This is a genomic window from Streptomyces sp. NPDC017529, from assembly GCF_044329785.1.
In the GTDB taxonomy this organism is placed as follows: domain Bacteria; phylum Actinomycetota; class Actinomycetes; order Streptomycetales; family Streptomycetaceae; genus Streptomyces.
This window is the reverse complement of record NZ_JBIRJY010000006.1, coordinates 487,036-512,183: the sequence shown is the minus strand read 5'-3', so window position 1 is coordinate 512,183 and position 25,148 is coordinate 487,036. Positions and strand designations below refer to the sequence as shown.

The following is a 25,148-nucleotide window of genomic DNA, read 5'->3' as shown; positions in this document are numbered from 1 at the left end:
GAGCGTCCATGCGTCGTCTTGCAGGGTCCGGGCTTCGGAGGACGGACGGTCGTTCACCGGCTCAACGCTCGGGGTACACCCCGGGTGACGGCACGGGGGCTCGCGAGGGCCCTGGTGAGCGGCCTGGTGGCGCGCGGTGGGCGCGGGATGCGCGGGCGCCGCCCCCTGCAAGTTCTGCCAGCAGTCTTGCAGAAAATTGCCGCAAGGCCTTTCGGTTTCATTTCCGCGCTGTTACGTTCCTGTCCGCCATCACAGGCGTTCCGAACGGCCGAGCGAGGCGTTCCGGCGCCATCTCGGGCGTTTCCCTAAGGAGTTCACATGCGGCGTGGCATAGCGGCCACCGCGTTGGTCGCGGGGCTGGCACTGGCAGCGACAGCGTGCGGTGGTGACGGCGGCGGGGGCGGCCGGCAGAGCGGGGGCGAGCTGTCGGGCACCGTGACCTTCTGGGACACCTCCAACGACGCCGAGAAGGCGACGTACAAGCAGCTGGCCGAGAGCTTCGAGAAGGAGCACCCCAAGGTCGACGTGAAGTACGTCAGCGTGGCGTTCGGCGAGGCCAACGCCAAGTTCAAGAACGCGGCGGGCGCCGGCGCCGGAGCGCCCGACGTGATGCGCACCGAGGTCGCCTGGGTCGCCGACTTCGCCAACCTCGGCTACCTCGCCCCGCTGGACGGCACCCCGGCCCTGGACAACGCGGGCGACTACCTCCCGCAGGCCCTCGGCAGCACCGGGTTCAAGGACAAGACGTATGCAGCGCCGCAGGTCACCGACACCCTCGGTCTCTTCTACAACAAGCGGCTCCTGAAGGAGGCCGGCGTCCAGGTCCCGAAGACCTTCGCCGAGCTGGCCGCCGCCGCCAAGCAGATCAAGGAGAAGACCGGCGCCACCGCGCTGTACCTGCGCGGCGACGACCCGTACTGGTTCCTGCCCTACCTCTACGGCGAGGGCGGCGACCTGGTCGACGCGCGCGACAAGATCGTCACGATCGACGACGACGCCGGCGTCCGGGCGTTCAAGCTGATCAAGGACCTGGTCGACTCCAAGGCCGCCGTCACCGACGCCACCGACGGCCAGGAGAACCAGCTCAAGGCCCTCAAGGACGGCAGCGTCGCGATGGCGGTCAGCGGCCCGTGGGACATCGAAGGCGTCCGCGCGGGCAAGGAGTTCAAGGACGCGAAGAACCTCGGCGTCGCGCCCGTGCCCGGTGGCAGCGCCTCCCAGGGCTCCCCGCAGGGCGGCTGGAACCTCTCCGTCTACGCGGGCTCGAAGAACCTCCAGGCGTCCTACGCCTTCGTGAAGTACATGAGCTCGGCGAAGATCCAGCAGCAGACCACCGAGAAGCTGAGCCTGCTGCCCACCCGCAAGTCCGTCTACGAGGTCCCGGCCGTCAAGAACAACGAGATGGTCGGCTTCTTCAAGCCCGCCGTCGACAAGGCCGTGCAGCGCCCCTGGATCGCCGAGGGCAACGCGCTCTTCGAGCCCATCAAGGTCCAGATGAACAAGGTCCTGACCGGGTCCAGCACGCCCGAGCAGGCCGCCAAGGCCGTCGGCGACAGCTACCGCAAGATCCTCAAGGACTACAAGTGACGGACGCCGTACGGGTACCCGCGGCCCGGCGCACATCGCCGCCGGGCCGGGTACGCAGAGCCCTGGGCACCCACTGGTACGCCTGGACCATGGTCGCCCCGGTGGTGCTCGTCATCGGCGTCATCATCGGCTACCCCCTGGTCCGCGGCCTGTACCTGTCGCTGACCGACGCCAACGAGGCCAACGTCGAGCGCAACATCGGCATGAACCACATCCCGGCCACGTACGAGTTCACCGGCCTGGACAACTACACGGCCATCCTCGGCGACGGCGTCTTCTGGGGCCGGCTCGGCTGGACCGTGCTGTGGACGGTGGCCTGCGTCGGCCTCACCTTCGCCATCGGCCTGGCCCTCGCCAACCTGCTCAACCGCACGCTGCGCGGCCGCACCTTCTACCGGCTGGCGCTGATCCTGCCCTGGGCCATCCCCGCCTTCGTCTCCGTCTTCACCTGGCGGCTGCTCTACAACGAGAAGAACGGCCTGCTCAACAAGGTGCTGGCGGGCGGCGGCATCGACGCGGTGCCGTGGCTCAACGACCCGACCTGGGCCAAGCTGTCGGTCATCGCCGTCAACGTATGGCTGGGCGTACCGTTCATGCTCGTCGCGCTGCTCGGCGGCCTCCAGTCGATCCCCGGCGAGCTGTACGAGGCCGCGGAGATGGACGGCGCCGGCGCCTGGCAGCGGTTCCGCCACATCACCCTGCCCGGCCTGCGCGGCGTGAGCAGCACCGTCATCCTGCTCTCCACCATCTGGACGTTCAACATGTTCCCCGTGATCTTCCTGCTCACCCGGGGCGGCCCCGGTGACGCCACGGAGATCCTGGTGACGTACGCCTACCGGCTCTCCTTCGTCGACAGCCCGCGCGACTTCGCCGGCTCGGCCGCCTGGGGCGTACTGATCCTGCTTTTGCTGTCCGTCGTCGCGGTGGTCTACCGGCGCGCGCTCCGCAAGCAGGGAGAGGTGTGGTGATGGCCAAGTCCCCGCGCGGCACGAGGAGCCCGCTGGCCTCCGTCGGGCTGCACCTGACCCTGCTGATCGCCGCCGCCGTCGCGGTCTTCCCGCCGCTGTGGCTGCTCGTCACCTCCTTCAAGCCGAAGAACGACGCCTTCTCCACCGAGCCGGTCACCAACTTCACCTTCGCCAACTACCGGCACGTGGTCGCCGACACCCAGTTCCTGACCTGGTTCGGCAACTCGGTGGTCGTCGTCGGCATCACCACCGTCGTCGGCGTCTTCGCCGCGGCCACCACCGGCTACGCCGTCAGCCGCTTCCGGTTCCCCGGGATGCGCCCGCTGATGTGGCTGCTGCTGATCACGCAGATGTTCCCGGTGGCCGTACTGATCGTGCCGCTGTACAACCTGCTGGCGGACCTGGGCCTGCTCAACCAGCCCGCCGGCCTGGTCGTCACCTACCTGACCATCGCCGTCCCCTTCTGCGCCTGGATGATGAAGGGCTTCTTCGACACCATCCCGGTGGAGATCGACGAGGCCGGCCGCGTCGACGGCCTCAACCCCTTCGGCACCTTCTGGCGCCTGGTCCTGCCGCTGGCCCGCCCCGGCCTGGCCGTCACCGGCTTCTACACCTTCGTGACGGCCTGGGCCGAGGTCGCGTACGCCTCCGCCTTCATGACCGGCGAGGAGAACCTGACCCTCGCCGGCGGCCTGCAGACCTTCGTCAACCAGTACGTCAACGACTGGGGATCGATGACCGCCGCCGCCGTGATCATCGCGGTACCCGCGGCCCTGGTCTTCGCCTTCGCCCAGCGCCACCTCGTCGCCGGACTGACCTCCGGTACCACCAAGGGATGACATGACCACCCAGCACAACGCCACCGGAGCGACCGCGCCCGGTGCCACCCAGTGGTGGCGCGACGCGGTGATCTACCAGGTCTACCCGCGCAGCTTCGCCGACGGCAACGGCGACGGCATGGGCGACCTCCCCGGCATCCGCAGCCGCCTGCCCTACCTCAGGGACCTGGGCGTCGACGCCGTCTGGCTCAGCCCCTTCTACTCCTCCCCGCAGGCCGACGCCGGGTACGACGTCGCCGACTACCGCGTCATCGACCCGGCCTTCGGCACCCTCGCCGACGCCGAAGCGGTCATCCGCGGCGCCCACGCCCTGGGCCTGCGCGTCATCGTCGACGTCGTTCCCAACCACTGCTCCGACCGGCACGCCTGGTTCCGGCAGGCGCTGGAAGAAGGCCCCGGCTCGACGCTCCGCGACCGCTTCCACTTCCGCAAGGGCCGCGGCGAGAACGGCGAACTCCCGCCCAACGACTGGGAATCCGTCTTCGGCGGCCCCGCCTGGACCCGCGTCGCCGACGGCGAGTGGTACCTGCACCTCTTCGCCCCCGAACAGCCCGACTTCAACTGGGAACACCCCGCCGTACAGGACGAGTTCCGCTCCATCCTGCGCTTCTGGCTCGACCTCGGCGTGGACGGCTTCCGCATCGACGTCGCCCACGGCCTCGTCAAGGCGCCGGGCCTGCCCGACATGGGCCGCACCGACCAGCTCAAACTGCTCGGCAACCAGGTCCTGCCCTTCTTCGACCAGGACGGCGTCCACGAGATCTACCGCTCCTGGCGCCGCGTCCTCGACGAGTACGCGGGCGACCGCATCGGCGTCGCGGAAGCCTGGACCCCCAGCGCCGACCGCACCGCCCTCTACCTCCGCCCCGACGAACTGCACCAGGCCTTCAACTTCCACTACCTCAACACCGGCTGGGACGCGGCCGCACTCCGCGCCGTCATCGACGCCTCCCTCGACGCGATGCGCCCGGTGGGCGCGCCCACCACCTGGGTCCTCTCCAACCACGACGTGGTCCGGCACGCCACCCGCCTCGGCGGCGACGCCCGCCGCGCCCGCGCCGCCGCCCTCCTCATGCTCGCGCTGCCCGGCTCCGCCTACGTCTACCAGGGCGAGGAACTGGGCCTCCCCGAGGTCACCGACCTGCCCGACGAGGTCCGCCAGGACCCGGCCTTCTTCCGCGGCGACGGCCAGGACGGCCTGCGCGACGGCTGCCGCGTCCCCATCCCGTGGTCCGGCGACACGGCCCCGTACGGCTTCGGCACGGGCGGCAGCTGGCTGCCGCAGCCGCCGGAGTGGGCACACCTCAGCGTCGCCGCCCAGACCGGCGACCCGGCCTCCATGCTGGAGCTGTACCGCGCCGCGCTCAAGCTGCGCCGAACCCACCCCGCCCTGGGCGCGGGCGACGGGGTCGAGTGGCTGGACGCGCCCGAAGGCGTGCTGGCGTTCCGCCGCCCCGGCGGCTTCGTCTGCACGGTCAACACGACATCGGAACCGGTAAGCGCCCACGCCGGGCCGGCCTGGCGGCCGCTGCTGTCCTCCGCCGACCTCCTCACCATCGACGACGAACCGGCCCTCCCGGCGGACTCCGCCGTGTGGTGGGAAGCGTGACCGACCGACCCGACGTGCCGCCGGGCGGGGGCAACGGCCCCCGCCTGGCCCACATCGCCGCGCAGGCCCGGGTCAGCGAGGCGACCGTCAGCCGGGTGCTCAATGGCAAGGCGGGCGTGGCCCGCGGCACCCGGCAGCGGGTCCTGGCCGCCCTCGACCTCCTCGGTGGCGAGCGCCCCGTACGCCTGCGCCGCACCAGCGCAGGGCTGGTCGGCCTGATCGTCCCGGAACTGACCAACCCGATCTTCCCGGCCTTCGCCCAGCTCATCGAACAAGCTCTCGCGGGCCACGGCTACACCCCGGTCCTGTGCACCCAGCTCCCCGGCGGCGCCACGGAAGACGAGCTCGTCGAGCAACTGGAGGACCGCGGCGTCACCGGCATCATCTTCCTCTCCGGCCTCCACTCCGACAGCACCACCGACCCCACCCGCTACGCCCGCCTCACCGGCCGTGGCGTCCCGTACGTCCTCATCAACGGCTACCACGAGGACATCGCCGCGCCGTTCGTCTCCCCCGACGACCGGGCCGCGGCCCGCATGGCCGTACGCCACCTCGCCGAACTCGGCCACCGCACCATCGGCCTGGCCGTCGGCCCGGCCCGCTACGTACCCTCGCGCCGCAAGGCCGAAGGCTTCACCGCGGCCCTCACGGAGGCGTTCGGCCTGCGGTGGGGGCAGGCCGAACGCCTCGTACGCCACACCCTCTTCGGAGTCGAAGGCGGCCACGCGGCGGCCGTGTCCCTGCTGGACGCGGGCTGCACGGCGGTCGTCTGCGGCAGCGACCTGATGGCGCTCGGCGTCGTACGGGCAGCGCGCCAACGCGGCCTCGGCGTGCCGGCCCAGGTCTCCGTCGTCGGCTTCGACGACTCCCAGCTCATCGCCTTCACCGACCCGCCGCTGACGACCGTGCGCCAGCCGGTACGGGCGATGGCCTCGGCGGCCGTGGACGCGCTGATCGAAGAGATCCGCGCCCGCGCGGACGGCGACCGCCCGCCGGACCGGCACACGGAGTTCGTCTTCCAACCGGAGCTGGTGGTGCGGGGATCGACGGCCCGGTGGCAGGATGCCCCCGAAACCCTCTAGCCCCACCAACCACAAGGGGAAGGTGCCGGACCATGGCCATCATCCACAACACCACCCTCTCGCCCACCAAGCTGGAGCTGCTCGCCGCCTGGCTCCCCGCCCAGCCCTGGTACGCGGGCGACGGGTCCGCGCCGGACCTCGCCAAGGCGGGCGGCTTCCGCCTCGACGACCCCGAGGGCGAGGTCGGCATGGAGTTCATGGTGGCCACCGACACCTCCGGACCCGAGCCGGTCCGCTACCACGTGCCGCTCACCTACCGGGGCGCACCGCTGCCCGGCGCCGACCACGCCCTCGTCGGCACCCTGGAGCACGGCGTACTCGGCAAGCGCTGGGCCTACGACGGCACCCACGACCCGGTCCTGGTGACCCAGCTCTTCGCCCTCCTCACCGGCGAGGCCGAGGCGCACGCCCAGAGCCAAAGCGACACCCTCGACCCCACCGTCCTCCCGCACTTCACGGAGACCGGCCACGGGGCGGTACCAGGACCGGAAGCGGTGGACCAGAGCGCCGACGCGAGCGACATCCTCATCCGGTCCACCCGGCCGCTCATCCTGCGCGTACGCCGCGTCCTGACCGAGGGCGCCGAGGCCGCCGTGCCGGCGCTGGGCCACGTCAGCGCCACCTGGACCGAGCAGCCGTCGGGGCGGAAGGCACGCGGCGTCTTCGTGACGGTGCACGAACCGGCCCCGTCCGCCTGACGCCGCGGCCGCTAGCTCGGCGCGAGCGGCGACCCGAGCAGCCAGTTGCCGGGGGCCTCCGGGTTGGGGCTCAGGTAGAACTCCTCGATGGCCGTACGGAACTCCGCGTGGCTGACGGCGCCGTCGCCGTCCCGGTCCAGCCGGTGGAAGGCGGGAGTCGAGGTCGCCGGGTCGATGCCCAGCGCGTCGTACATCCGTACGTACTCGTCGGCGGTGAGCCTGCCGTTGCCGTCGGTGTCCAGGGCCCGCATGAGCGCGTCGACGATCTGCAGCACGACGTGCTCGAAGGTCTTCGGGTCGGTGACGTGCGAGCGCATCAGGTCGATGAACGCCTGACGCCCCACCCGCCCCTCGGCGTCCACACCGCCGGCGTCACGCAACACGTCCCACCACCGTACGAACGCCGCCCGCAGCGCGGTCCTGTTCGCCTGGTCCCCGGGCCGCGCCACCGCCGTGAACAGCCCGGCCATCCGCTCGAAGTCCTCGCTGGTCAACCAACCGTCGTCGGTCTGGTCGAACCAGTCGAAGAGAATGCTGAACTTGCGCTCAAGGGCGTCGTACGCCATCGACCCCACCGTCCCTAGACGCCACATCACGACCACGCCCCATGCAACTGCCGCCGGGGACGGCGGTCAACGACGGATCGGGTCAGGTTGCGTGCCGGGTGGCGTAGGAGAGGAAGGCGTTCCAGGCGTCCGCCGGGATGATGAGCCTAGGCCCTTGCCTGTCCTTGGAGTCGCGGATGTGGACGGCAGAGGGGCTGGTGGCGATTTCAACGCAGCTGTCGCCGTCGCCGCTGCTGTAGCTGGACTTGTGCCAGGACAGTTCAGTGGTGCTCATAGCGCTCCTCGGATCCGCTCCAGCAGGCTCACGGATTTTTCCAGCGTAAGGGCCTGCGATCGCATCCTGGCATACCGCCTTTGCAGCACGCTGACTTCCTTGGTATCCGAGATCAGGTGGCCAGTGCGCTGTCCCTCGGAGTAGCCGAACCACTGGTTGTCTGGGGTCTCCAGTAGTTGCATGGGCCCACCGAGCCCGGCATGATCCTCCTGCACCAACGGCATGACCTGAATCTCCAGATTCCGCAGAGTCGCGCACTCCAACACATGTCCGATGAGCTCCCGGGTGACGTCCGCGCCGCCGGTGCGCCTAAGGAACAGCGACTCTTCAAGGATGAAGCTGAACGTGGTGTTCGGCCTCTCCCGGAGTAGACGTTGGCGTTCCAGCCGCGCCTTGAGCTGGATCTCGACCTGTTCGTCAGCCAGCGGGGGCACCAGGCTGTGGAACAGGCTGCGTGCGTAGGCCTCGGTCTGCAGGAGGCCCGGGACCATGCGGCATTCGTATGTGTACAGGTTGATCGCCCGTTCCTCCAAGGCTGCCCACTGCCTGAACCACGCTGCCAGCCCAGGCCGACGGGCCAAGTGCTTCGCCGCAGCGCGCAGTACCCCGAACGCGTCCAACACCCCCTCCGCCCGCTCGACGAACTCCGGCGGTGGGAGCCTGCGGCCTTGTTCGATGGACGCGACGGTCTGCGGGGAGAACCGCACCAGCGGGGACAGTTCCTCCTGCGTCAGCCCGGCCCGTTCTCGGAAGACCTTGGCCACGGCACCGAAGCTCTTGAGGCTGTCCGTGCATTCCGGCTCGTTGCTGCCCGTGCTACCTGTCATGGTCCGGCACCTCCGGTGTCTAAGCGCACAACTGGGCCATGGTCACGGTCTGTTACCCGTACTGTCCACTCCATGTGCCCGTACGCTGACTTTCCGTACGGGTGGAAACCCTGGTCACCCCACCGTCCAACCGCGACCGTGGTGCCCATGCAAGCCCAACTAACCCCCACTCCGCCCCAGCCCCCCGTCACCGTACGTGTGTTCACCCAGCGCTTCAGCAGTACGCGGCTGGGCGCACGTCTCGCGCGGCATCTGGCCGTGCATCGGCTCGATGCTTGGGGGTTTCCTTATGGGACCTCGTTCTCCGATGACGTCGGGGCGGTGGTCGGGGAATTGGCGGCGAACGCCGTGACGCACGGCCGCGTGCCCGGGCGGGACTTCGAGTTGCGGCTCGCGGTTGTCGGTGGGCTCGCGCGGAGCGGGACGTTGCGGATCGACGTGACGGACACGCGGAGCGAGCGGCGGCCGCCGGGGCCGGAGGCGGTCGCGGCGGCGCGGGGCGACGAGGAGGGCGGGCGCGGCCTGGTCGTCGTGGCGGCGCTCGCCACCCGGTGGGCGGTCCTCGACCGGGCGTCGGTCGGCAAGACCGTGCGCGCGGAGCTGGACCTCGTGCCGGGTACCCACGTCTAGCGCATCACCGGCACGTTCCGTGCCCCGTGGCCGGCACGGCCGCCAGTGCCGCCCGTGCCGCCGTCTCCCCGGCCTCGTACGCGTGCTCGCGGGCCTCCTCGGCCGCGTCGCGGAGCTGTCGTACGGCCTCGCCCGCGCGGCCCGACGCGGCCAGCGCCTCGCCGTACAGCGTCCGCAGGAGCACGCGGCGCGGGGCGGGGTAGGGCGGGGCGGTCAGGGCCAGGCCGCGTACGGCGTGACCGGCGGCCGCCTCGGGGGCGCCGACGGAGAGCAGGTGCCGTGTCAGGTGCAGGTGTGCCAGGGCCACCGTCTCGGTGGCGCGGAGTTCTTCGGCGAGGGCCAGGGCCCGCAGGAGGAGGCCGTGGGGGCGGCGGCGGTCGCCGCGCTGGATCAGGGCGGCGGCGAGGTTGAGGAGCGCGGTCGCCTCTCCGGCCGGGTCGCCGGCCGACGCGGCGAGGGCGGGGGCGTGTTCGAGTTCGGCGAGTGCTTGGTCGTGCTTTCCCTCCTCGGACAGTACCCAGCCGAGCAGGGCGCGGGCGCGGGACTGGGCGCCGGGGTTCTCGTCCCGTACCGCGGCGGCGAGCCCCTGTCTGAGCAGCGGCTCCCATCCGTCGCGTACCTGCCACAGGATGAGGGGCCATTGGAGGAGTACGAGGCGCCAGGCCCGGTCGTGCAGTTCGGCGGCGACGGCCGCTTCGACCGCTCCGCGCAGGGTGTCCCGTTCGGCGGAGAACCAGGCGAGCGCGCTGGTGCGGTCGCCGAACTTCCTGACGGAGGCGGCGCGCCGGAGGTCGCGGGGCAGGTCGCAGCACGGCTCGCTCACGGGCTCGGCGGCGGCGACGGCCGCGACGAGCGTTTGCAGCCAGTGGTCGAGCAGGCGCAGCAGCGCCTCGGGGTCGTACCCGGGGGACAGGCTGCGGGCGTAGAGCCGTACGAGGTCGTGCAGGACGTACGACTGGGGCGCGGTCTCGACGACGAGCTGGGCGGCGGCGAGTTGGTCCAGTGCGGTGGCCGCCTGGCTGGGCAGGCAGCCCGCCAGCGCGGCGGCCGTGGGGGCGTCGAGCGTGGCGCCGGTGTGCGGGCCGAGCCGGTGGAACAGCTGCCGGGCCGGTACGGGCAGGTGCTGGACGGTGAGGCCGAGGGCGGCGGCGACCCCGATGCTGCCGGCGTTGAGCAGGTCGAGCCGGGTGTGCTCGTCGGCGAGTTCGTCCGCGAAGGCGGCCAGGCCCCGGTGCGGGCGGGTGGCGAGCCGGGCGGCGGCCACGCGCAGGGCCAGGGGGAGGCCGCCGCACAGGCCGGCGAGCCGGGCGGCGGACTCGGGTTCGGCGTCGACCGCTGCGCGGCCGAGGACCGCGGCGAGCAGTTCGGCGCACTGCGCGGCGGGGAGTTCGGCGAGGGGGACGGGGCGGGCGGCGTCCGAGGCGACGAGTTCGGCGAGCCGGTGGCGGCTGGTGACGAGGGTGAGGCAGTGAGCGCCGCCGGGTAACAGGGGGCGGATCTGGTCGGCGTCGCGGGCGTTGTCCAGTACGACCAGCATGCGGCGGCCGGTGGTCAGTTCGCGGTAGCGGGCGGCGAGGGAGTCGGGCGTGCCGGGCATCCGCTCGGTGGGGACGCCGAGCACGAGGAGGAAGTCGCGCAGGACGTCGGTGGTCTCGCGGGCCGGCAGGGGGCTGTAGCCGTGCAGGTCGGCGAAGAGCCGGCCGTCGGGGAAGGTCGTGCGGTGGCGGTGTGCCCAGTGGACGGCGAGCGCGGTCTTTCCGACGCCCGCGCTGCCGGTGATCATGACGATCGCGTCCGGGGCGTCGGACGCGGCCCGGTCGAGCGCCGTCAGTTCGTCCTCGCGCCCGGTGAAGCCCCGGGGGCGGCGGGGCAGCAACTGGGGTTCGGGCGGGTGGAGGTGAGGAGCGGTGGAGGGGCGGTCGGGCGGGGGCGGTGTGCCGGGGGCGTCGGCGGGTGGGCGCGTCGCGGGGCGCGCGGCGACGGCGACCGGCACCCGCGCGGGCTCCGGGGCGTCCTCCCGCAGCAGGGCCGCGTACGCGCCGGCGAGCGCTGCTCCGGGATCGATGCCGAGCTGGTCGGCGAGGAGCCGCCGGGTGCGGTGGAACAGTTCCAGCGCGTCCGGGCGGCGGCCCGCCCGGCCCAGGGCCAGTGCCAGCGCCGCGACCAGGGACTCCCGCAGCGGGTTCGCGGCGGCCTCGGGCCGCAGGACGGCTGCCGCGGCGGCGTGCTCCCCGGCCAGCGCGTGGGCGGTGGCCAGTTCTTCGACGGCGGTCAGCCGCAGCTCGTCCAGGACGTGGGCGGCGTTCTGGAGGGGCGGGTGGGGGAGCGTTCCGGTGAGCGCGGGGCCCCGCCAGAGCGCGAGGGCCTCCCGGAGAAGCGGTACGGCCCCGGCCGGTTCGCGCTGTGCGCGGGCGAGCCGGAGTCCGTGCTCGAAGCGGTGCGCGTCCACCAGGGCGTCGGGGACCTTCAGGGCGTACGCCCGCCCTTGCGTGACGAGTTCGATGCCGTGTGCCGGTGCCCGGTGCTCGGCGAGCGCCGCGCGCAGCCCGGAGACGTGGCTCTGCACCATGGTGCGGAAGTGCCGGGGAGGTTCCCCGTCCCACAGGGCCTCGGTCAGCCGCTCGACGGTGACGGGCGAGTTGGGGCTCAGCAGGAGCATGGCCAGGAGGCTGCGGCGTTTGGCGGGGCCGAGCGGGAGGGGTCTGCCGTACTCCGTCACGGCGGTGACCGGCCCCAGCACCCGGAACTCCATGCGTACCCCTCGTTCGTCGGCCCACGGCGCCGGTGTTGATCGGTCCACGGCCCAGGACGAGCTTATGTTGATCGATATCGGGTCAAGAGGGGAAACCAGGCCAATCGTCCGGCACCCAAGCGCGCGCTATCGGAACGCGGTTAGCCGACGCTTAGGGGACCCTTCGCGGCGCCTGCCAGTCTCGTGGTGTGCCGAGCGGCCCGCCCGCCCGTCGCTCCCGCCTCGGAACGGGAGCGGCGGCGAGGGCCGCCCGGCACTCCACCCGGCACCGAACAGCCAAGGAGTTCCCGTGTCCTTCTCCATCCTCCGCAAGCCCGCCCTCGCGGCGACGACCGTCCTGCTGGCCGGTGCCGCCCTGGCGGGCGTGGCGTCCCCGGCGCAGGCCGCCGCTCCGGCCGCTTCGGGCTACTGCCACGTGTCCGGCCTCGGTGGCGACTACATCTGCGAGTACGGCGAGGCCTGGGCGACCTTCCCGGACGGCTCGAAGCAGGTGTTCATCATCGGCAGCGACTTCGCCGTCTGGACCCGCTGGGGCTCCGGCAACTCCTGGAGCAACTGGCAGTCCCTGGGCGGCGGGGCCCGCAGCGGCGTGCGCGTCGACGGGAACGGCACATGGACGCCCACCATCGGCGTGGTCGGCAACGACGGCGACCGCTGGTACCGCCACCGCCTGGCGAGCGGTACGTGGACCGGCTGGTCGAAGTAGTCCCGAATTCCCCCGCGCCCGGCGGGACGTGCGGCCTCAGGGCTGTACGCCCCGCCGGGCGCGGCGCTTTGGTGGTGGGGACCGCCGTAACGCCGTTGCAATCTCTTGCGCAAACTCTTGCAACAATCAACCACGGCGGATAGAACAGCGGGCGAACACCTCCCACCCCCTCAGGAGGCACGATGACCCCTACCCGCCGGCGCCGGCCCGCACGCAGACCCGTGGCCGCCGCCCTCGCCCTTCTGACCGGTGCGGCGGCGGTCGTCCTCGCGCCGCCGCCGCAGCCCGCGAACGCGGCGCCGCCCGGGGCCAGAGACGTGACCGCCGAACTGTTCGAGTGGCGCTACGACTCGGTCGCCCGCGAGTGCGCGAACGTCCTGGGCCCCGCGGGCTACGGCTACGTGGAGGTGTCACCGGCCACCGAGCACATCCAGGGCGGCCAGTGGTGGACCTCGTACCAGCCCGTCAGCTACAAGATCGCCGGGCGGCTCGGCGACCGGGCGGCCTTCAAGAGCATGGTGGACGTCTGCCACGCGGCCGGCGTGAAGGTCGTCGCCGACGCGGTGGTCAACCACATGTCGGCCGGATCGGGCACGGGCACGGGCGGGTCGCCGTACACGAAGTACGACTACCCGGGGGTCTACCGCTCCCCGGACATGGACGACTGCACCGCGCAGATCACCGACTACCGCGACCGCTGGAACGTACAGCACTGCGAACTGGTGGGCCTGGCCGACCTGGACACCGCCGAGCCGTACGTGCGGTCCCGGATCGCCACATACCTCAACGACCTGCTGTCGCTCGGCGTGGACGGGTTCCGGATCGACGCGGCCAAGCACATGCCGGCGGAGGACCTGGCCGCGATCAAGCGGCAGTTGACGAACCCGTCCGTGTACTGGAAGCAGGAGGCGATCTACGGGGAGGGCGAGGCGGTTTCGCCCACCGAGTACCTCGGCAACGGCGACGTACAGGAATTCCGGTACGGGCGGGACCTGAAGCGCGTCTTCCAGAACGAGAAACTGGCGTACCTGAAGAACTTCGGGGAGGGCTGGGCGTATCTGCCCTCCGGCTTGTCCGGCGTCTTCGTCGACAACTGGGACACCGAGCGCAACGGCACGACACTCAGCTACAAGAACGGCGCGGACTACACCCTCGCCAACGTCTTCATGCTGGCGTGGCCGTACGGGGCGCCGGACGTTCACTCCGGGTACGAGTTCAGCGACCACGACGCGGGGCCGCCCAACGCGGGTGCCGTGCGCGCCTGTTGGCAGGACGGGTGGAAGTGCCAGCACGACTGGCCCGAGATCCGCGCCATGGTCGGCTTCCGCAACGCGACCCACGGCGCGGCCGTCACCAACTGGTGGGACAACGGCAACGACGCCATCGCCTTCGGACGCGGCGACAAGGGCTACGCCGTGGTCAACCACGAGAGCACCGCGCTGAGCCGCACCTTCCAGACCTCGCTGCCCGCCGGCACGTACTGCGACGTACAGGGCCGCAAGCCGGTGACGGTGGGCGGGGACGGGCGCTTCACGGCGACGCTCGCCCCGAACACGGCGCTGGCACTGCACGTCGGCGTCCGCAGCTGCGGCTGACACCGGCCCCGCTTCCCCGAACGTCCTGAAGGAGCCCTTACGTGAGGCGCACCCTCCGCCGTACCGTCGCAGCCGTGGCCATGGCCCTGTGCGCGGCGGTCCTGCCCGTCCCGCCCTCCGCGACCGCCGAGCCGCCGCCGGCTCCCGCCGAGGCGGCGGCGCAGTGGATCGACCGCGACACCGTGGTCTGGAAGGGCGCCCGGCACGCGGACGCCCACCTGGAGTACGGGGCGGAGGGCGGGCGGCGGATACGGCTCACGCCCGGGGTCCTCACCCCCGCCGAGCGGGCCGCGTACCCGCACCTGAAGAACTTCCCGGCATTCGCCGTCGACCCGCGCGACCGCGGGTCGGCCCGCGCCGCGCTGCGGGACCGGCTGGTCGCGGTCCAGCCGGACGCGGACGGGCGGCGCGTCACCACCGGCGTGCAGATACCCGGGGTACTGGACGACCTGTACGGCGCGAACGCGGCCGAAGTCCCGCTCGGGCCGGTCTTCCGGCACGGCCGCCCCACGCTCTCCGTCTGGGCGCCGACCGCCCGCACGGTCGCGCTCGAACTCGACGGCCGGACCGTCCCGATGCGGCGGGACGACGCGAGCGGCGTGTGGCAGGCACGGGGCACGCGTGGCTGGGCGGGCAAGCCGTACCGGTACGTCGTGGACGTCTGGGCGCCCGGCGTCGGCCGCTTCGTCACGAACAAGGTCACCGACCCGTACGCGACGGCCCTGACCGCCGACTCCGCGCGGAGCGTCGTCCTGGACCTCGCCGACCCGCGTCTCGCGCCGAAGGGGTGGGCCAAGCTCAAGAAGCCCGCGGCCGTCCCGCTGAACCGGGCCCGCATCCAGGAGCTGCACATCCGGGACTTCTCCGTCGAGGACCGCACGTCGCGCCACCCCGGCCGGTACCTGGCGTTCACCGACCGCAGGTCGGACGGCATGCGGCACCTGAAGTCCCTCGCGGACGCGGGCACCTCGTACGTCCACCTCCTTCCCGCCTTCGACATCGCGACCATCCCGGAGCGGCGCGCCGACCAGGCGCGGCCGGGCTGCGACCTGGCCGCGCTGCCCGCGGACTCCGAGCGGCAGCAGGAATGCGTCGGCAAGACGGCTGCCCGCGACGCCTACAACTGGGGGTACGACCCGTTCCACTACACCGTGCCGGAGGGCTCGTACGCCTCGGACCCGGACTCGCCGCGCGCCCGGACCGTCGAATTCCGCCGCATGGTGCAGGGCCTGAACGGGGCCGGACTGCGCACCGTCATGGACGTCGTCTACAACCACACCGCCGCCAGCGGGCAGGACGCGCTCTCCGTCCTGGACCGCATCGTGCCCGGCTACTACCACCGGCTGCTGGACGACGGCTCCGTGGCCACGTCCACCTGCTGCGCGAACACCGCGCCCGAGCACATGATGATGGGGCGGCTCGTCGTCGACTCGATCGTCACCTGGGCCCGTCAGTACAAGATCGACGGCTTCCGGTTCGACCTGATGGGACACCACCCCAAGGCCAACATCCTCGCCGTGCGCAAGGCACTGGACGCCCTGACCGTCGCCAAGGACGGCGTGGACGGCAAGGCGATCGTCCTCTACGGGGAAGGCTGGAACTTCGGCGAGGTCGCGGACGACGCACGCTTCGTACAGGCCACACAGCGCAACATGGCGGGCACCGGGATCGCCACCTTCAACGACCGCTCACGCGACGCGGTACGCGGCGGCGGGCCCTTCGACCAGGACCCGCGCGTCCAGGGCTTCGCCTCCGGCCTCTACACGGACCCCAACCCCTCGCCCGCCAACGGCACCCAGGCCCAACAGCGCGCGCGTCTGCTCCACTACCAGGACCTGCTCAAGGTCGGCCTCACCGGCAACCTCGCCGACTACACCTTCACGGACTCCTCCGGCCGTACGGTCAAGGGCTCGCAGGTCGACTACAACGGCGCGCCCGCCGGGTACGCGGGCGCACCCGGCGACGCCCTCGCGTACGCCGATGCCCACGACAACGAGACGCTGTACGACGCCCTCGCCTACAAGCTCCCGCAGGGCACATCCGCCGCCGACCGCGCCCGTATGCAGGTCCTCGCCATGGCCACCACCGCGCTCTCCCAGGGGCCGGCCCTCTCCCAGGCGGGTACGGACCTGCTCCGCTCCAAGTCCCTGGACCGCAACTCCTTCGACAGCGGCGACTGGTTCAACGCCCTGCACTGGGACTGCCGGGACGGCAACGGCTTCGGGCGCGGCCTGCCGCCCGCCGCCGACAACAAGGCCGCATGGCCGTACGCCCGCCCCCTGCTCGCCGACCCCGCGCTGCGTCCCGGATGCGCGCAGATCACCGCCGCCTCCGCCGCCTACCGCGACCTGCTCCGCATCCACGCCACCGAACCGTCCTTCGGCCTGACCAGCACCGGCGCCGTACAGGCCGCCCTGTCCTTCCCGCTGTCGGGCAAGGGCGAGACACCGGGTGTCGTGACCATGCTTCTGGGCAAGCTGGCCGTGGTCTTCAACGCCACGCCGCAGCGGCAGCTCCAGCACATCCCGTCGCTGGCGGGCAAGCGGTACGCGCTGCACCGCGTCCAGGCGCGCGGCGCCGATCCGGTCGTGAAGTCGGCGTCGTACGAGAAGCGGACGGGGAAGTTCGCCGTACCGGCGCGTACCGTCGCCGTGTTCGCCGCGCGCTAGACACCGGTGCGGCCGAGCCCCGCAGCGCCTGGTGGGGCCGTCCATGGGCCGCCCGCCCATGGACGGCCCGTCCGCCGTTGGCGGCTCCGCGGACCCGACGTCCCCCGTGGATCTCCCATGGTTCCCCCATCCGTCCGCCGTGGCGGACTCCATGGCCCCCGTGATCCCTCGCTGTCAGGCCCCCGGTGGTACCACTGTGCGGTGCAGGAGAGTTGTCCGAAAGCCCCGGAAGCGTCGGACAAAGGGCCGTTCGGCGCCGCCGGTTGCGCGGCACACCTCCGCGCGCCCCCGGCTTGCGCCGGATGTCCGCCCCGGCCCGTTCACGGCCGGCCGGCCCCGCCCACCCGCTTCTCCAGCAGCGTGACGCCGTAGTTGCTGCCGTCCGGGCCCGCCTTGTGGGGCTGCTCGCCGACGACCCGGTAGCCGGCACTCTCGTAATACGGGCGCAGGTGCGGGTTGCTCGTCTTGCAGTCCAGGCGGCTCAGTTCGCGGCCCGCCTCGGCGATCCGCTGCTCCGCGCGGGCCAGCATCGCGCGCCCCGTGCCCGCGGGGGCCAGGCGGCGGTCGGTCATCAGGCGGTGCAGATAGCCCGCGACGGGCGGCTGCCGGCCCCACGCGGGCAGGTCCTCCCACCACAGTTCCCATGCGCCGGCGACCGCCCCGGCCACCTCGGCGAACCACACCTCGTCCTGCTTGATCCGCAGCCGGAAGTGCTCCGCGTCGCGCTCGCCGGGCGTCCACTGGTCGATTCCGCGGCCCTGCATCCAGCGGGCGGCGCCGTCGTAGAGCGCGACGAGGGCGGCCACGTCGGCTTCGGTGTCCTCGGCGAGCCGGAAGGTGATCATGTCCATGCGCGGGATTGTGCCCGAGGCGGGCCGGAACGGGCTCGTCCGTCGCACACCGCCCGGGCCGCCCCGCGCGCGTCACCCCGCGCGTCACAACGGCTGGGGCGCCAGCGCCATCAGCCGGGTCAGCAGGTCGCCGAACGGGCCGTCGGACGGCTCATCGGCGAGCACGCGGGCCAGGACGCCGGCCATGCCCTCGTCGTACGCGGCGCTCACCGCGGCCAGCGCCGCGAAGTCGTGCACCAGCTGGCGTTCCAGCTCGCCGCGCGGGATGGCACGGCTGTCGAGCCAGATCAGCGCCGTCGTCTCGGCGAGCGAGATCCAGGAGCGGACCACCAGTTCCATGCGCGGAGCCGGGCCCTGTACGCCGAGGTGGGCGAGGATCTGCTCGTACGCCGCCTGGCGCACCCCGTCGATCATCGCGCTCGTCCGGCCCGACCCCGCGGCTTCCATGGCGCCGACGGAAGGGCCGCCGCGCATCAGCGCGGAGAAGCCGGGGCCGTGTTCCTCGACGAAGTCGAAGAACCGTTCCATCACGCGGAGCAGACGGGCACCGAGCGGGCCCTCGTGCGGTTCCACGAAGCGGGCGGCCAGCTCGTCGGCCGCCCGGCGCAGCGCCGCCTCGTACAGGCTCTGCTTGCCGGGGAAGTAGTGGTAGACCAGCGGCCGCGAGATGCCCGCCGCCTCGGCGATCTCGTCGATCGAGACCTCTTCCGGCGACCGGTGGCTGAACAGGTCCAGCGCCACGGCGATCAACTGCTCACGTCGTTGCTCGACACCCATCCTGCGGCGCGCCCCGTTGGTCATGCGCACACCCTAACCACCGGGGCCGCACCGCGGAATCGGGTGCCCGGAGATCGGACACCGGCCTCCGGAGGGCGTCAGAGGTCGAGCACCAACCGTTCCCCCCGCGCCCGCGAGACGCAGATCAGCAGGGAGTCGTCGCGTTCGGCGTCGGTGAGCAGTTCGTCGCGGTGGTCCACCTCGCCGGAGAGCACCCGCTGCTGGCAGGTGCCGCAGAAGCCCTGCTCACAGGAGTACGGCAGGTCGGGCAGCGCCTGCTCGCGGATGGCGCGCAGAACGCTGCCGTCCGCCGGGACGGTGACCGTACGGCCGGTGCGCCGCAGTTCCACCTCGAACTCCGTGTTCCCGCCCGCGGGCGGCGCGGCGGCGGGCGCGAACCGCTCGGTGTGGAGGGTCAGCCCGCGCGCCCCCTGCGGCAGCAGCCCGGCGACGGCGTCCATCAGGGGGTCGGGGCCGCAGCAGTAGACCGCGGCGTGCGGCGGGGCGTCGGCGAGCGCGCCCGCCAGGTCGGGCAGCCCGTCCTCGTCCTCGGCGACCACCGTCACCCGGTCCGAAGCCGCGCCCGCCAGCTTCTCGATCTCCTCCAGGAACGGCATCGAGGCGCGCGACCGCCCGCCGTACACCAGCCGCCACGGCACACCCTCGGACTCGGCCTGCCGCAGCATCGGCAGGATCGGCGTGATGCCGATGCCGCCCGCGATGAACAGGTAGGCGTGGCACTCCTCCAGCCGGAAGCGGTTGCGCGGCCCGCGCACCTCGACGGCGGTGCCCTCGCGCAGCTGCTCGTGCACCTCCCGCGAGCCGCCCCGGCCGTCCGCGATCAGCCGCGTCGCGATGGTGTACGAGCCGGTGTCGGCCGGGTCGCCGCACAGCGAGTACTGGCGTACGGCGCCCGACGGGAGCACCACGTCCACGTGTGCGCCCGGCTCCCAGCCCGGCAGCCCGTCGCCCTCCAGGCGCAGCCGTACGACGCCCTCGGCCTCCTCCGCGCGCTCCGCGACCAGCAGTCGCAGGGGGCCGCCCGAGCGGTGCGGGCCCCGGCCCGACGTGGGGTTCTCCAGCGCGGGCAGCGGCCACAGCGGCGATCGCCGGACGCGGTGCCGCAGGGCCCTTCGGACAGCCAGCGCGGCCGCCGCGGTGATCAGGACCGTACGTATCCGGGGGAGGGTCGGCATCTCAGGCGGCTCCTGTCGGGTGGGCCTTCGTCGGGTGAGCCTCGGCGGCGGTCGCGGCCGGTGATCCGGCGAGATAGGCGGCGGCCTGCTCGGTACTGCCGTAGCGCGAGGGGTGATAGGTGCGGCTCAGGTACTGGGGGATGGAGCGGGCCATGGCGCCGGGGGCGGGCAGTACGCCCTGCCGGCCCGCGCGGAAGAACTCCCTGAAGCTGGCCTTGCCGTCCGGGAGCGAGGGGTCGTTCTCCATGAAGTAGCGGGCGCCGCGCTGCCAGAGGAAGACGAGCGCGGAGAAGGCGGTGGCCCAGGTCCGCACCCGCCGCCGGTATCCGCCGTCGACGTGCATGAACAGGTCGAAGGCGACCGAGCGGTGCTCGACCTCCTCGGCGCCGTGCCAGCGCAGCAGGTCCAGCATCGTCGGGTCGGCGCCCCGGGCGTCCAGCGCCCGGGCGTTGAGCACCCAGTCGCCGAGAAAGGCCGTGTAGTGCTCGATCGCGGCGATGATCGCGACGCGCTCCATCAGCCACCACCGGCGCGCCCGGCCCGGCGGCAGGGTGCGGTCGCCGAGCAGCTTTTCGAAGAGCCAGTCGACCTGCGCGGTGTACGGGGCCGGGTCCAGGCCGAGCCGCTTGAGGTGTGGCAGGACGTCGTCGTGCGCCCGGGAGTGCATCGCCTCCTGGCCGATGAACCCGATCACGTCCTCGCGCAGCCGTGCGTCCCGGATCTGCGGCAGCACCTGCTTGTAGACGTGCACGAACCAGCGCTCGCCCGCGGGCAGCAGCAGGTGCAGCACGTTGATGGTGTGGGTGCTGTCCGGGTCGCCGGGTATCCAGTGCAGGGGGGTGTCCGCCCAGTCGAAGGCGACGTTGCGTGCCTTCAGCGGGGTGTGCTCGGACGCGACCGGCCGGGGCCGCAACGAGGCCGTATTAGACATGGCGTCAATGTACTGGCGGGTACGCGATCGGCAACAGCCCCGGCACGCGGATTTCTCCCACCCGCCACAGGGGACTACTCCAGCCCCGACACCGGGACCCCGTTCCCCAGCAGCCCCGACAGCTCGACCTGGGCGCCCGCCTTGGCGGGAACGGCCAGTTGCGAGCCCGCCGCCCGGCCCGTCACCCCGCCGCTCGCGGTGATCTCCGCGAGCTGCCCGCTGCCCGCGGCCACCAGCCACCACTGCCCGCCGGGTGCCTTCCACAGCACCCCGGCCAGCGCCAGCGGATGGCGCGGGCCGCACCCCGGACCGCCTTCGGAGCGCGCCACCACGGCACCCGGCTCGTACGGCCGGCCGCTCGCCGCCGGCGTCTGGATCTGCGCGAACGTGCGGCTGCCGGCGCCCCGCCAGGTGTCGGCGCGGGTGCACACCCACGCAGCGCTGCCGCCGCCGGCGGGCAGCTGCTGCTGCGCGAACTCCCAGTCGTTGACCGCTCGTACGCCCTGGCCGCGCAGGGTGCCCAGGTGGCACGCGGTCCGCGCCCAGGCCGAACGCGCCCGCGGCCCGGCCGGGTCGCCGGGCTGCTCCGGAGGGCCGTACGTCAGCCGTGCCGGGACCAGTTCGCCCAGATCGGTCAGGAGACCGCCGCCCATCCGCAGGGCCTGCCAGGAGGTGCAGTCCGTGGTCCGGGCCGGGGACGGTACCGGGCCGGTCGAACCGTCCTCGCCGATGGGCAGCGGCCGGGCCGCGCCGGCGGGCTTCAGCAGGTCGGCCAGCTCGGCGTCCCGGACCCACGGGGCCGTGAGGTAGCGGACGTTGCCGTCCGAACGGCCGAGGACCAGGGCCGCGGCCGACCCGTCCTCCGCGCCGTCGGTACGGGCGAAGTCCAGTGCCGCGCGGGGCCCGCTGTCCTGCTCGGCGCCCGAACCGTCCGCCGGTTCCGCATAGCGCACCACGCGCAGCCCGTCGTACAGCAGCACCACGGCGGCACGGTCCACCACACCCGCGTACAGCAGCTGCGGCGGGCCGGCCGCGGGGCCCTTGGCGGTGCCCGGCGTCGCCGACACCTGTACGTCCGGGCCCGGCCTCGCCCACACGGCCAGCGCGCGCCGGAGCAGGTCCCGGTCCTGCGTGCGGTTGCCGCGAGCGGGCCACGCGGCGAAGTCCCGCCGCACCGCGGTCCGCCACGCTCCGGTGGCGGCTGCCGTGACCCGGTAGGGGTCCAGGGCGGCCCGCGCGGCCGCGTTCTCGGCGTACGGGGGAGCCGCCGCGCCGTCGGGACCCCAACCGCCGCCCGGCAGACCCAGCAGCGCGCCGCAGGCCAGCACCGCCGCACCCGCCGCCAGCGCCGCCCGGGCGTGCCGGCGGCGGCGCACCAGATCGGTGGGCCTGGCCTGGAGCGAGCAGGGGTCGAACTCGGGGGATTCCAGCACCGACCGGTCCCGGCTGCCGGCGGGCGGCGCCGTCCCGGCCGCCGCCGCGAGCGCGTCCTCGGCGTCCTCGGCCCCGGCGGCCTCCAGGACCGCCCGCACGTCCGCGTCGCCCAGCCCTTCCAGGTCGCGCAGCACGAACGCCGCGCGGGCCGGTCCCGGCAGCGCCGACAGCGTCCGGTCCAGCGCGAGTTCGTCGGCGCCGCCGGAGTGCGGGAACAGCCGCAGCCCCCAGACCTGCGGAAGCAGCGGGGGCAGCGGCGGCAGCGGTACGTCGCGGCGCACCACGGGGAGCCGCACCCGCGGCCGTTCGGCGGCGAGGGCCGCGCGCAGCACCCGCAGCCGTACGAACGCGTAACCGGGGGTGGTGACCGGCTGCCCGGGGCGGCGCTGGGCCGGCAGGACGGGAGCCTGCACGCGGGCGCGCCGACGCGGCAGCGCGCGCTGGACGACCGCATGCGCCGTCACCACGCGCCGGTTGCGCCCCAGCGTCGGCGGCAGCACCAGGTAGGCGAGGCGCACCAGTCGCGGATAGTGCTCGACGAGGGCCGCCTCGGCCTGCTCGACGCCGACGAAGGCGGCCGGGTCGTCACCGGCGCCGGTGCGGCGGCCGTCCGGGCGGGGGGCTGTTGCCTGCTGCTGCTCCACGTTCCGTGAAACGAGTGAATCCTGGGACGGTCACCCGCCCCGCGCCCCCGCGGCCCGGACCGCTTACTGCTCCGGGCCCACCGGCTTGCGGTCGAGGTCGAACTCGCCGTCCCGCGCGCCCAGGACGAACGCGCGCCACTCCGCCTCGGTGTACCGCAGCACCACGTCCGGCTCCTTGGAGTTCCGCATCGCCACCGCCCCCTGCTCCAGGAAGGCGATCTCCACGGCCTCCTCGGACTCGCCGGGGGCGCGCTGCCAGGTGGCGTCGGAGATGTCGAGGGCGTAGAGCCACTCCTTGTCAGCTGCGGCACTCATACGGTGAACTCCTCGCTCGCGTTCCGTACGGGTCTGCGTACGGATCGTCAGCGTACGCGGTGGCCGGGCGGCCTACCAGCCATGGTGCAAGGTGCAAAGATCAGCCCTGGTCCAGGTACGCCAGGACCGCCAGGACCCGGCGGTTGTCGTCGTCGGACGGCGGCAGGGCCAGCTTCCCGAAGATGTTCGAGGTGTGCTTGGCGACGGCGCGTTCGGTGATGACGAGCTTGGCGGCGATGGCCGTGTTGGAGCGGCCCTCGGCCATCAGCTCCAGCACTTCGGTCTCGCGCGCCGTCAGCCGGGCCAGCGGCCGGTCCTGGGAACGCCGGGACAGGAGCTGCGAGATCACCTGCGGGTCCATGGCCGTGCCGCCGGCGGCCACGCGGCGGACCGCGTCGACGAACTGCCCGGCGTCGAAGACCCGGTCCTTGAGGAGGTAGCCGACGCCGCCGGTGCCGTCCGCCAGCAACTCGCGCGCGTACAGCTGCTCCACGTGCTGGGAGAGCACGAGCACCGGCAGGCCGGGCCGTTCGCGGCGGGCGGCCAGCGCGCACTGGAGGCCCTCGTCCGTGAAGGAAGGCGGCAGCCGCACGTCGACCACCGCGACGTCCGGCCGCTCGTCCGCCAGTGCCCGTGCCAGGTCGGGGCCGTTGTCGACGGCGGCGGCGATCTCGAAGTCGAACGCCTCCAGCATCCGTATCAGACCGTCTCTCAGGAGGAAGAGGTCTTCGGCGAGCACAACGCGCACGGGATCTCCAGCGTGGCCAGGGTCGGACCGCCTGCCGGGCTGCTGACGGCCAAGATGCCGTCGAATGTACCGAGCCGGCGTTCGAGACCGTGCAGGCCGGAGCCGGAACCGTCCGGCGTGGGGGAGGGCGAGGGGAGCAGCACCGCGCCGCCCCGGCCGTCGTCGCCGACGCTGATCCGCAGCCGCCCGTCCGCGTACTCCAGGTCCACCCACGCCCGCGCGGCCCCCGCGTGCTTGGCGGTGTTGGCGAGCAGCTCGCTCACGGCGAAGTACGCCGCCGATTCCACCGGCGCCGCCAACCGGCCGGGCAGCCGGCCCGTCACCTCGACCGGCAGCGGCATGCGCAGCGCCAGCGCCCGTACGGCGTCGGCGAGGCCGCGTTCGGCCAGCACCGGCGGGTGGATGCCGCGCACCAGGTCCCGCAGTTCGGTCAGGGCCTCGGCCGAGGACGTACGGGCCCGCGCGACCAGCTCCTTGGCCTTGGCCGGGTCCCGCTCGATCAGCGCCTCGATCGTGCCCAGGTCCATGCCCACCGCGACCAGCCGGGCCTGCGCGCCGTCGTGCAGGTCCCGCTCGATGCGGCGCAGTTCGGCGGCCGAGGCGTCCACCGCGTCGTGCCGGGTCTCGGTCAGCCGCTCCACCCGGGCGGCCAGCTGGTTCTTCGACGGGGCGAGGAAGACCGCACAGAGCCGGAAGTGCAGCGCCAGCAGCCGTTCGTTGTAGACGGAGGCCGCGAGCACCAGGGCGCCCAGCACCGGCATGAAGAACACGGCCACCGGATCCGAGGCGGCGAGGAACCCGTACCGGAGCGTCTCGGACGCGTCCACGCCGGACCAGATCAGCACCGGGTAGACGAAGCCCTCGACGCCGAACGCGATCACCACGGCGGGCAGCAGCGCCGTCAAGAACCCCGCGGCGATGTCCACCAGCAGCCACAGCAGCTCCCGCCAGGTGGCCGGGTCGCGGAGCAGGTGCAGGCAGCGCTGCACCTGGCCGGGCAGGCCGCGGTGCGGTGCGGGCAGGGGCCGGTAGCCCGCCGGTATGCGGATACCGGCCCAGTCCCGCGCCAGCGCCCGCCGCAGGTCGGCGTAGCGGCGGGTCAGGGGGACCACGAGCGGGAGGGCCAGGAACCCCAGCCCCACGGGCAGCAGCGCGAGCGAGACGGCCGTGAACGAGAAGAGCAGGACCGACCCCGCGAGAGTCACGAGGGCGAGCGCGAACCCACGCGCCGCGGCTACCAGTGTTCGGCGGACCCTCATCCGTACGCTCCCTGCGCTTCACGCGCCCGGACGTCGGGCACGGGAACAGTCTGCCGCGTGGAGAAGACCAGGTCATGGGGTTTCACCCCCGGAACGGAGGTGTATCCGGCACCACCGGTACGGGCCGCGTACCGCCGCCGCCCGCACTCCGCAGGGCCCGGTGTCCCCCCTGTGCCGCCGGCTGCGCGGCC

22 protein-coding genes are annotated in these 25,148 nt (G+C 72.9%); 10 read left to right on the top strand and 12 right to left on the bottom strand.

Going from position 1 to position 25,148, the window contains the following annotated elements; genetic code table 11:
- The first annotated feature begins 318 nt into the window (after positions 1–318).
- The 6 genes from ACH4K4_RS19235 (at position 319) to ACH4K4_RS19210 (ending at position 6,783) form a co-directional block, all read left to right on the top strand.
- A complete protein-coding gene (locus tag ACH4K4_RS19235) occupies positions 319–1,587 on the top strand; it encodes an extracellular solute-binding protein (RefSeq protein WP_398168606.1) in 1,269 nt (422 codons plus the stop codon).
- A gap of 89 nt (positions 1,588–1,676) precedes the next feature.
- Complete coding sequence (locus ACH4K4_RS19230) at positions 1,677–2,555, top strand: carbohydrate ABC transporter permease (RefSeq protein ID WP_398168715.1); 879 nt, start codon at positions 1,677–1,679, stop codon at positions 2,553–2,555.
- Positions 2,555–3,394, top strand: coding sequence for a sugar ABC transporter permease (locus ACH4K4_RS19225; RefSeq protein ID WP_398168604.1), 840 nt, complete (start codon positions 2,555–2,557; stop codon positions 3,392–3,394). Before ACH4K4_RS19230 ends, ACH4K4_RS19225 begins: the two co-directional genes overlap by 1 nt.
- Position 3,395: 1 nt before the next feature.
- A complete protein-coding gene (locus tag ACH4K4_RS19220) occupies positions 3,396–5,003 on the top strand; it encodes a glycoside hydrolase family 13 protein (protein ID WP_398168603.1) in 1,608 nt (535 codons plus the stop codon).
- Entirely contained in the window at positions 5,000–6,085 is a 1,086-nt protein-coding gene (locus ACH4K4_RS19215; RefSeq protein WP_398168602.1) for a LacI family DNA-binding transcriptional regulator, read from the top strand. The genes ACH4K4_RS19220 and ACH4K4_RS19215 overlap by 4 nt, the downstream gene beginning before the upstream one ends.
- 32 nt (positions 6,086–6,117) lie before the next feature.
- Positions 6,118–6,783 carry a 1,4-alpha-glucan branching protein gene (locus ACH4K4_RS19210; RefSeq protein ID WP_398168601.1) on the top strand — a complete coding sequence of 222 codons (666 nt, stop codon included), beginning with the start codon at positions 6,118–6,120 and terminating at the stop codon, positions 6,781–6,783.
- 11 nt (positions 6,784–6,794) lie between these two features.
- Here ACH4K4_RS19210 and ACH4K4_RS19205 read toward each other — a convergent pair whose 3' ends face one another.
- The 3 genes from ACH4K4_RS19205 to ACH4K4_RS19195 all read right to left on the bottom strand — a co-directional run bounded on the left by ACH4K4_RS19205 (position 6,795) and on the right by ACH4K4_RS19195 (position 8,450).
- Positions 6,795–7,349: an EF-hand domain-containing protein gene (locus ACH4K4_RS19205; RefSeq protein WP_398168599.1), complete on the bottom strand. Its 555-nt coding sequence runs from the start codon at positions 7,347–7,349 to the stop codon at positions 6,795–6,797.
- A gap of 82 nt (positions 7,350–7,431) precedes the next feature.
- Positions 7,432–7,623 carry a DUF397 domain-containing protein gene (locus ACH4K4_RS19200; protein WP_398168597.1) on the bottom strand — a complete coding sequence of 64 codons (192 nt, stop codon included), beginning with the start codon at positions 7,621–7,623 and terminating at the stop codon, positions 7,432–7,434.
- Entirely contained in the window at positions 7,620–8,450 is an 831-nt protein-coding gene (locus tag ACH4K4_RS19195) for a Scr1 family TA system antitoxin-like transcriptional regulator (protein ID WP_398168596.1), read from the bottom strand. Before ACH4K4_RS19195 ends, ACH4K4_RS19200 begins: the two co-directional genes overlap by 4 nt.
- Positions 8,451–8,597: 147 nt before the next feature.
- Here ACH4K4_RS19195 and ACH4K4_RS19190 point away from each other — a divergent pair, with 147 nt between their 5' ends.
- Complete coding sequence (locus ACH4K4_RS19190; RefSeq protein WP_398168594.1) at positions 8,598–9,080, top strand: ATP-binding protein; 483 nt, start codon at positions 8,598–8,600, stop codon at positions 9,078–9,080.
- Between the two features lie 4 nt (positions 9,081–9,084).
- Here ACH4K4_RS19190 and ACH4K4_RS19185 read toward each other — a convergent pair whose 3' ends face one another.
- Positions 9,085–11,832: a BTAD domain-containing putative transcriptional regulator gene (locus ACH4K4_RS19185; RefSeq protein ID WP_398168592.1), complete on the bottom strand. Its 2,748-nt coding sequence runs from the start codon at positions 11,830–11,832 to the stop codon at positions 9,085–9,087.
- Positions 11,833–12,121: 289 nt separating this feature from the next.
- Between ACH4K4_RS19185 and ACH4K4_RS19180 the strand changes: the two genes are divergently transcribed.
- The 3 genes from ACH4K4_RS19180 (at position 12,122) to pulA (ending at position 16,802) form a co-directional block, all read left to right on the top strand.
- Positions 12,122–12,538 carry a hypothetical protein gene (locus ACH4K4_RS19180; protein WP_398168590.1) on the top strand — a complete coding sequence of 139 codons (417 nt, stop codon included), beginning with the start codon at positions 12,122–12,124 and terminating at the stop codon, positions 12,536–12,538.
- A gap of 182 nt (positions 12,539–12,720) precedes the next feature.
- Positions 12,721–14,133: an alpha-amylase family protein gene (locus ACH4K4_RS19175; RefSeq protein WP_398168589.1), complete on the top strand. Its 1,413-nt coding sequence runs from the start codon at positions 12,721–12,723 to the stop codon at positions 14,131–14,133.
- A 41-nt stretch (positions 14,134–14,174) separates the two neighbouring features.
- Entirely contained in the window at positions 14,175–16,802 is a 2,628-nt protein-coding gene (gene pulA / locus ACH4K4_RS19170; RefSeq protein ID WP_398168588.1) for a pullulanase-type alpha-1,6-glucosidase, read from the top strand.
- Between the two features lie 320 nt (positions 16,803–17,122).
- On the opposite strand, the gene ACH4K4_RS19165 is transcribed toward pulA, so the two are convergent.
- The 8 genes from ACH4K4_RS19165 to ACH4K4_RS19130 form a co-directional block, all read right to left on the bottom strand.
- Positions 17,123–17,653 carry a GNAT family N-acetyltransferase gene (locus ACH4K4_RS19165; protein ID WP_398168587.1) on the bottom strand — a complete coding sequence of 177 codons (531 nt, stop codon included), beginning with the start codon at positions 17,651–17,653 and terminating at the stop codon, positions 17,123–17,125.
- A gap of 84 nt (positions 17,654–17,737) precedes the next feature.
- Positions 17,738–18,454 (bottom strand): TetR/AcrR family transcriptional regulator, encoded by a 717-nt coding sequence (locus ACH4K4_RS19160; RefSeq protein ID WP_398168586.1) that lies wholly within the window; start codon positions 18,452–18,454, stop codon positions 17,738–17,740.
- Positions 18,455–18,528: 74 nt separating this feature from the next.
- Positions 18,529–19,626 carry a PDR/VanB family oxidoreductase gene (locus tag ACH4K4_RS19155; protein ID WP_398168585.1) on the bottom strand — a complete coding sequence of 366 codons (1,098 nt, stop codon included), beginning with the start codon at positions 19,624–19,626 and terminating at the stop codon, positions 18,529–18,531.
- 1 nt (position 19,627) lies between these two features.
- Entirely contained in the window at positions 19,628–20,557 is a 930-nt protein-coding gene (locus ACH4K4_RS19150; RefSeq protein ID WP_398168583.1) for a metal-dependent hydrolase, read from the bottom strand.
- A 74-nt stretch (positions 20,558–20,631) separates the two neighbouring features.
- Entirely contained in the window at positions 20,632–22,635 is a 2,004-nt protein-coding gene (locus ACH4K4_RS19145; RefSeq protein WP_398168581.1) for a hypothetical protein, read from the bottom strand.
- A 63-nt stretch (positions 22,636–22,698) separates the two neighbouring features.
- On the bottom strand, positions 22,699–22,950 hold the full coding sequence (locus ACH4K4_RS19140; protein ID WP_398168579.1) for a DUF397 domain-containing protein: 252 nt from the start codon (positions 22,948–22,950) through the stop codon (positions 22,699–22,701).
- A 100-nt stretch (positions 22,951–23,050) separates the two neighbouring features.
- On the bottom strand, positions 23,051–23,698 hold the full coding sequence (locus ACH4K4_RS19135) for a LuxR C-terminal-related transcriptional regulator (protein WP_398168578.1): 648 nt from the start codon (positions 23,696–23,698) through the stop codon (positions 23,051–23,053).
- Positions 23,662–24,957, bottom strand: coding sequence for a sensor histidine kinase (locus ACH4K4_RS19130; RefSeq protein ID WP_398168576.1), 1,296 nt, complete (start codon positions 24,955–24,957; stop codon positions 23,662–23,664). The genes ACH4K4_RS19135 and ACH4K4_RS19130 overlap by 37 nt, the downstream gene beginning before the upstream one ends.
- Positions 24,958–25,148 lie beyond the last annotated feature (191 nt).

Coding starts and splice junctions, on each gene's coding strand:
- ACH4K4_RS19235 (WP_398168606.1), top strand. CDS start 319: ATGCGGCGTGGCATAGCGGCCACCGCGTTGGTCGCGGGGCTGGCACTG.
- ACH4K4_RS19230 (WP_398168715.1), top strand. CDS start 1,677: ATGGTCGCCCCGGTGGTGCTCGTCATCGGCGTCATCATCGGCTACCCC.
- ACH4K4_RS19225 (WP_398168604.1), top strand. CDS start 2,555: ATGGCCAAGTCCCCGCGCGGCACGAGGAGCCCGCTGGCCTCCGTCGGG.
- ACH4K4_RS19220 (WP_398168603.1), top strand. CDS start 3,396: ATGACCACCCAGCACAACGCCACCGGAGCGACCGCGCCCGGTGCCACC.
- ACH4K4_RS19210 (WP_398168601.1), top strand. CDS start 6,118: ATGGCCATCATCCACAACACCACCCTCTCGCCCACCAAGCTGGAGCTG.
- ACH4K4_RS19205 (WP_398168599.1), bottom strand. CDS start 7,349: ATGGCGTACGACGCCCTTGAGCGCAAGTTCAGCATTCTCTTCGACTGG.
- ACH4K4_RS19200 (WP_398168597.1), bottom strand. CDS start 7,623: ATGAGCACCACTGAACTGTCCTGGCACAAGTCCAGCTACAGCAGCGGC.
- ACH4K4_RS19195 (WP_398168596.1), bottom strand. CDS start 8,450: ATGACAGGTAGCACGGGCAGCAACGAGCCGGAATGCACGGACAGCCTC.
- ACH4K4_RS19190 (WP_398168594.1), top strand. CDS start 8,598: ATGCAAGCCCAACTAACCCCCACTCCGCCCCAGCCCCCCGTCACCGTA.
- ACH4K4_RS19185 (WP_398168592.1), bottom strand. CDS start 11,832: ATGGAGTTCCGGGTGCTGGGGCCGGTCACCGCCGTGACGGAGTACGGC.
- ACH4K4_RS19175 (WP_398168589.1), top strand. CDS start 12,721: ATGACCCCTACCCGCCGGCGCCGGCCCGCACGCAGACCCGTGGCCGCC.
- ACH4K4_RS19165 (WP_398168587.1), bottom strand. CDS start 17,653: ATGGACATGATCACCTTCCGGCTCGCCGAGGACACCGAAGCCGACGTG.
- ACH4K4_RS19160 (WP_398168586.1), bottom strand. CDS start 18,454: ATGACCAACGGGGCGCGCCGCAGGATGGGTGTCGAGCAACGACGTGAG.
- ACH4K4_RS19155 (WP_398168585.1), bottom strand. CDS start 19,626: ATGCCGACCCTCCCCCGGATACGTACGGTCCTGATCACCGCGGCGGCC.
- ACH4K4_RS19150 (WP_398168583.1), bottom strand. CDS start 20,557: ATGTCTAATACGGCCTCGTTGCGGCCCCGGCCGGTCGCGTCCGAGCAC.
- ACH4K4_RS19140 (WP_398168579.1), bottom strand. CDS start 22,950: ATGAGTGCCGCAGCTGACAAGGAGTGGCTCTACGCCCTCGACATCTCC.
- ACH4K4_RS19130 (WP_398168576.1), bottom strand. CDS start 24,957: ATGAGGGTCCGCCGAACACTGGTAGCCGCGGCGCGTGGGTTCGCGCTC.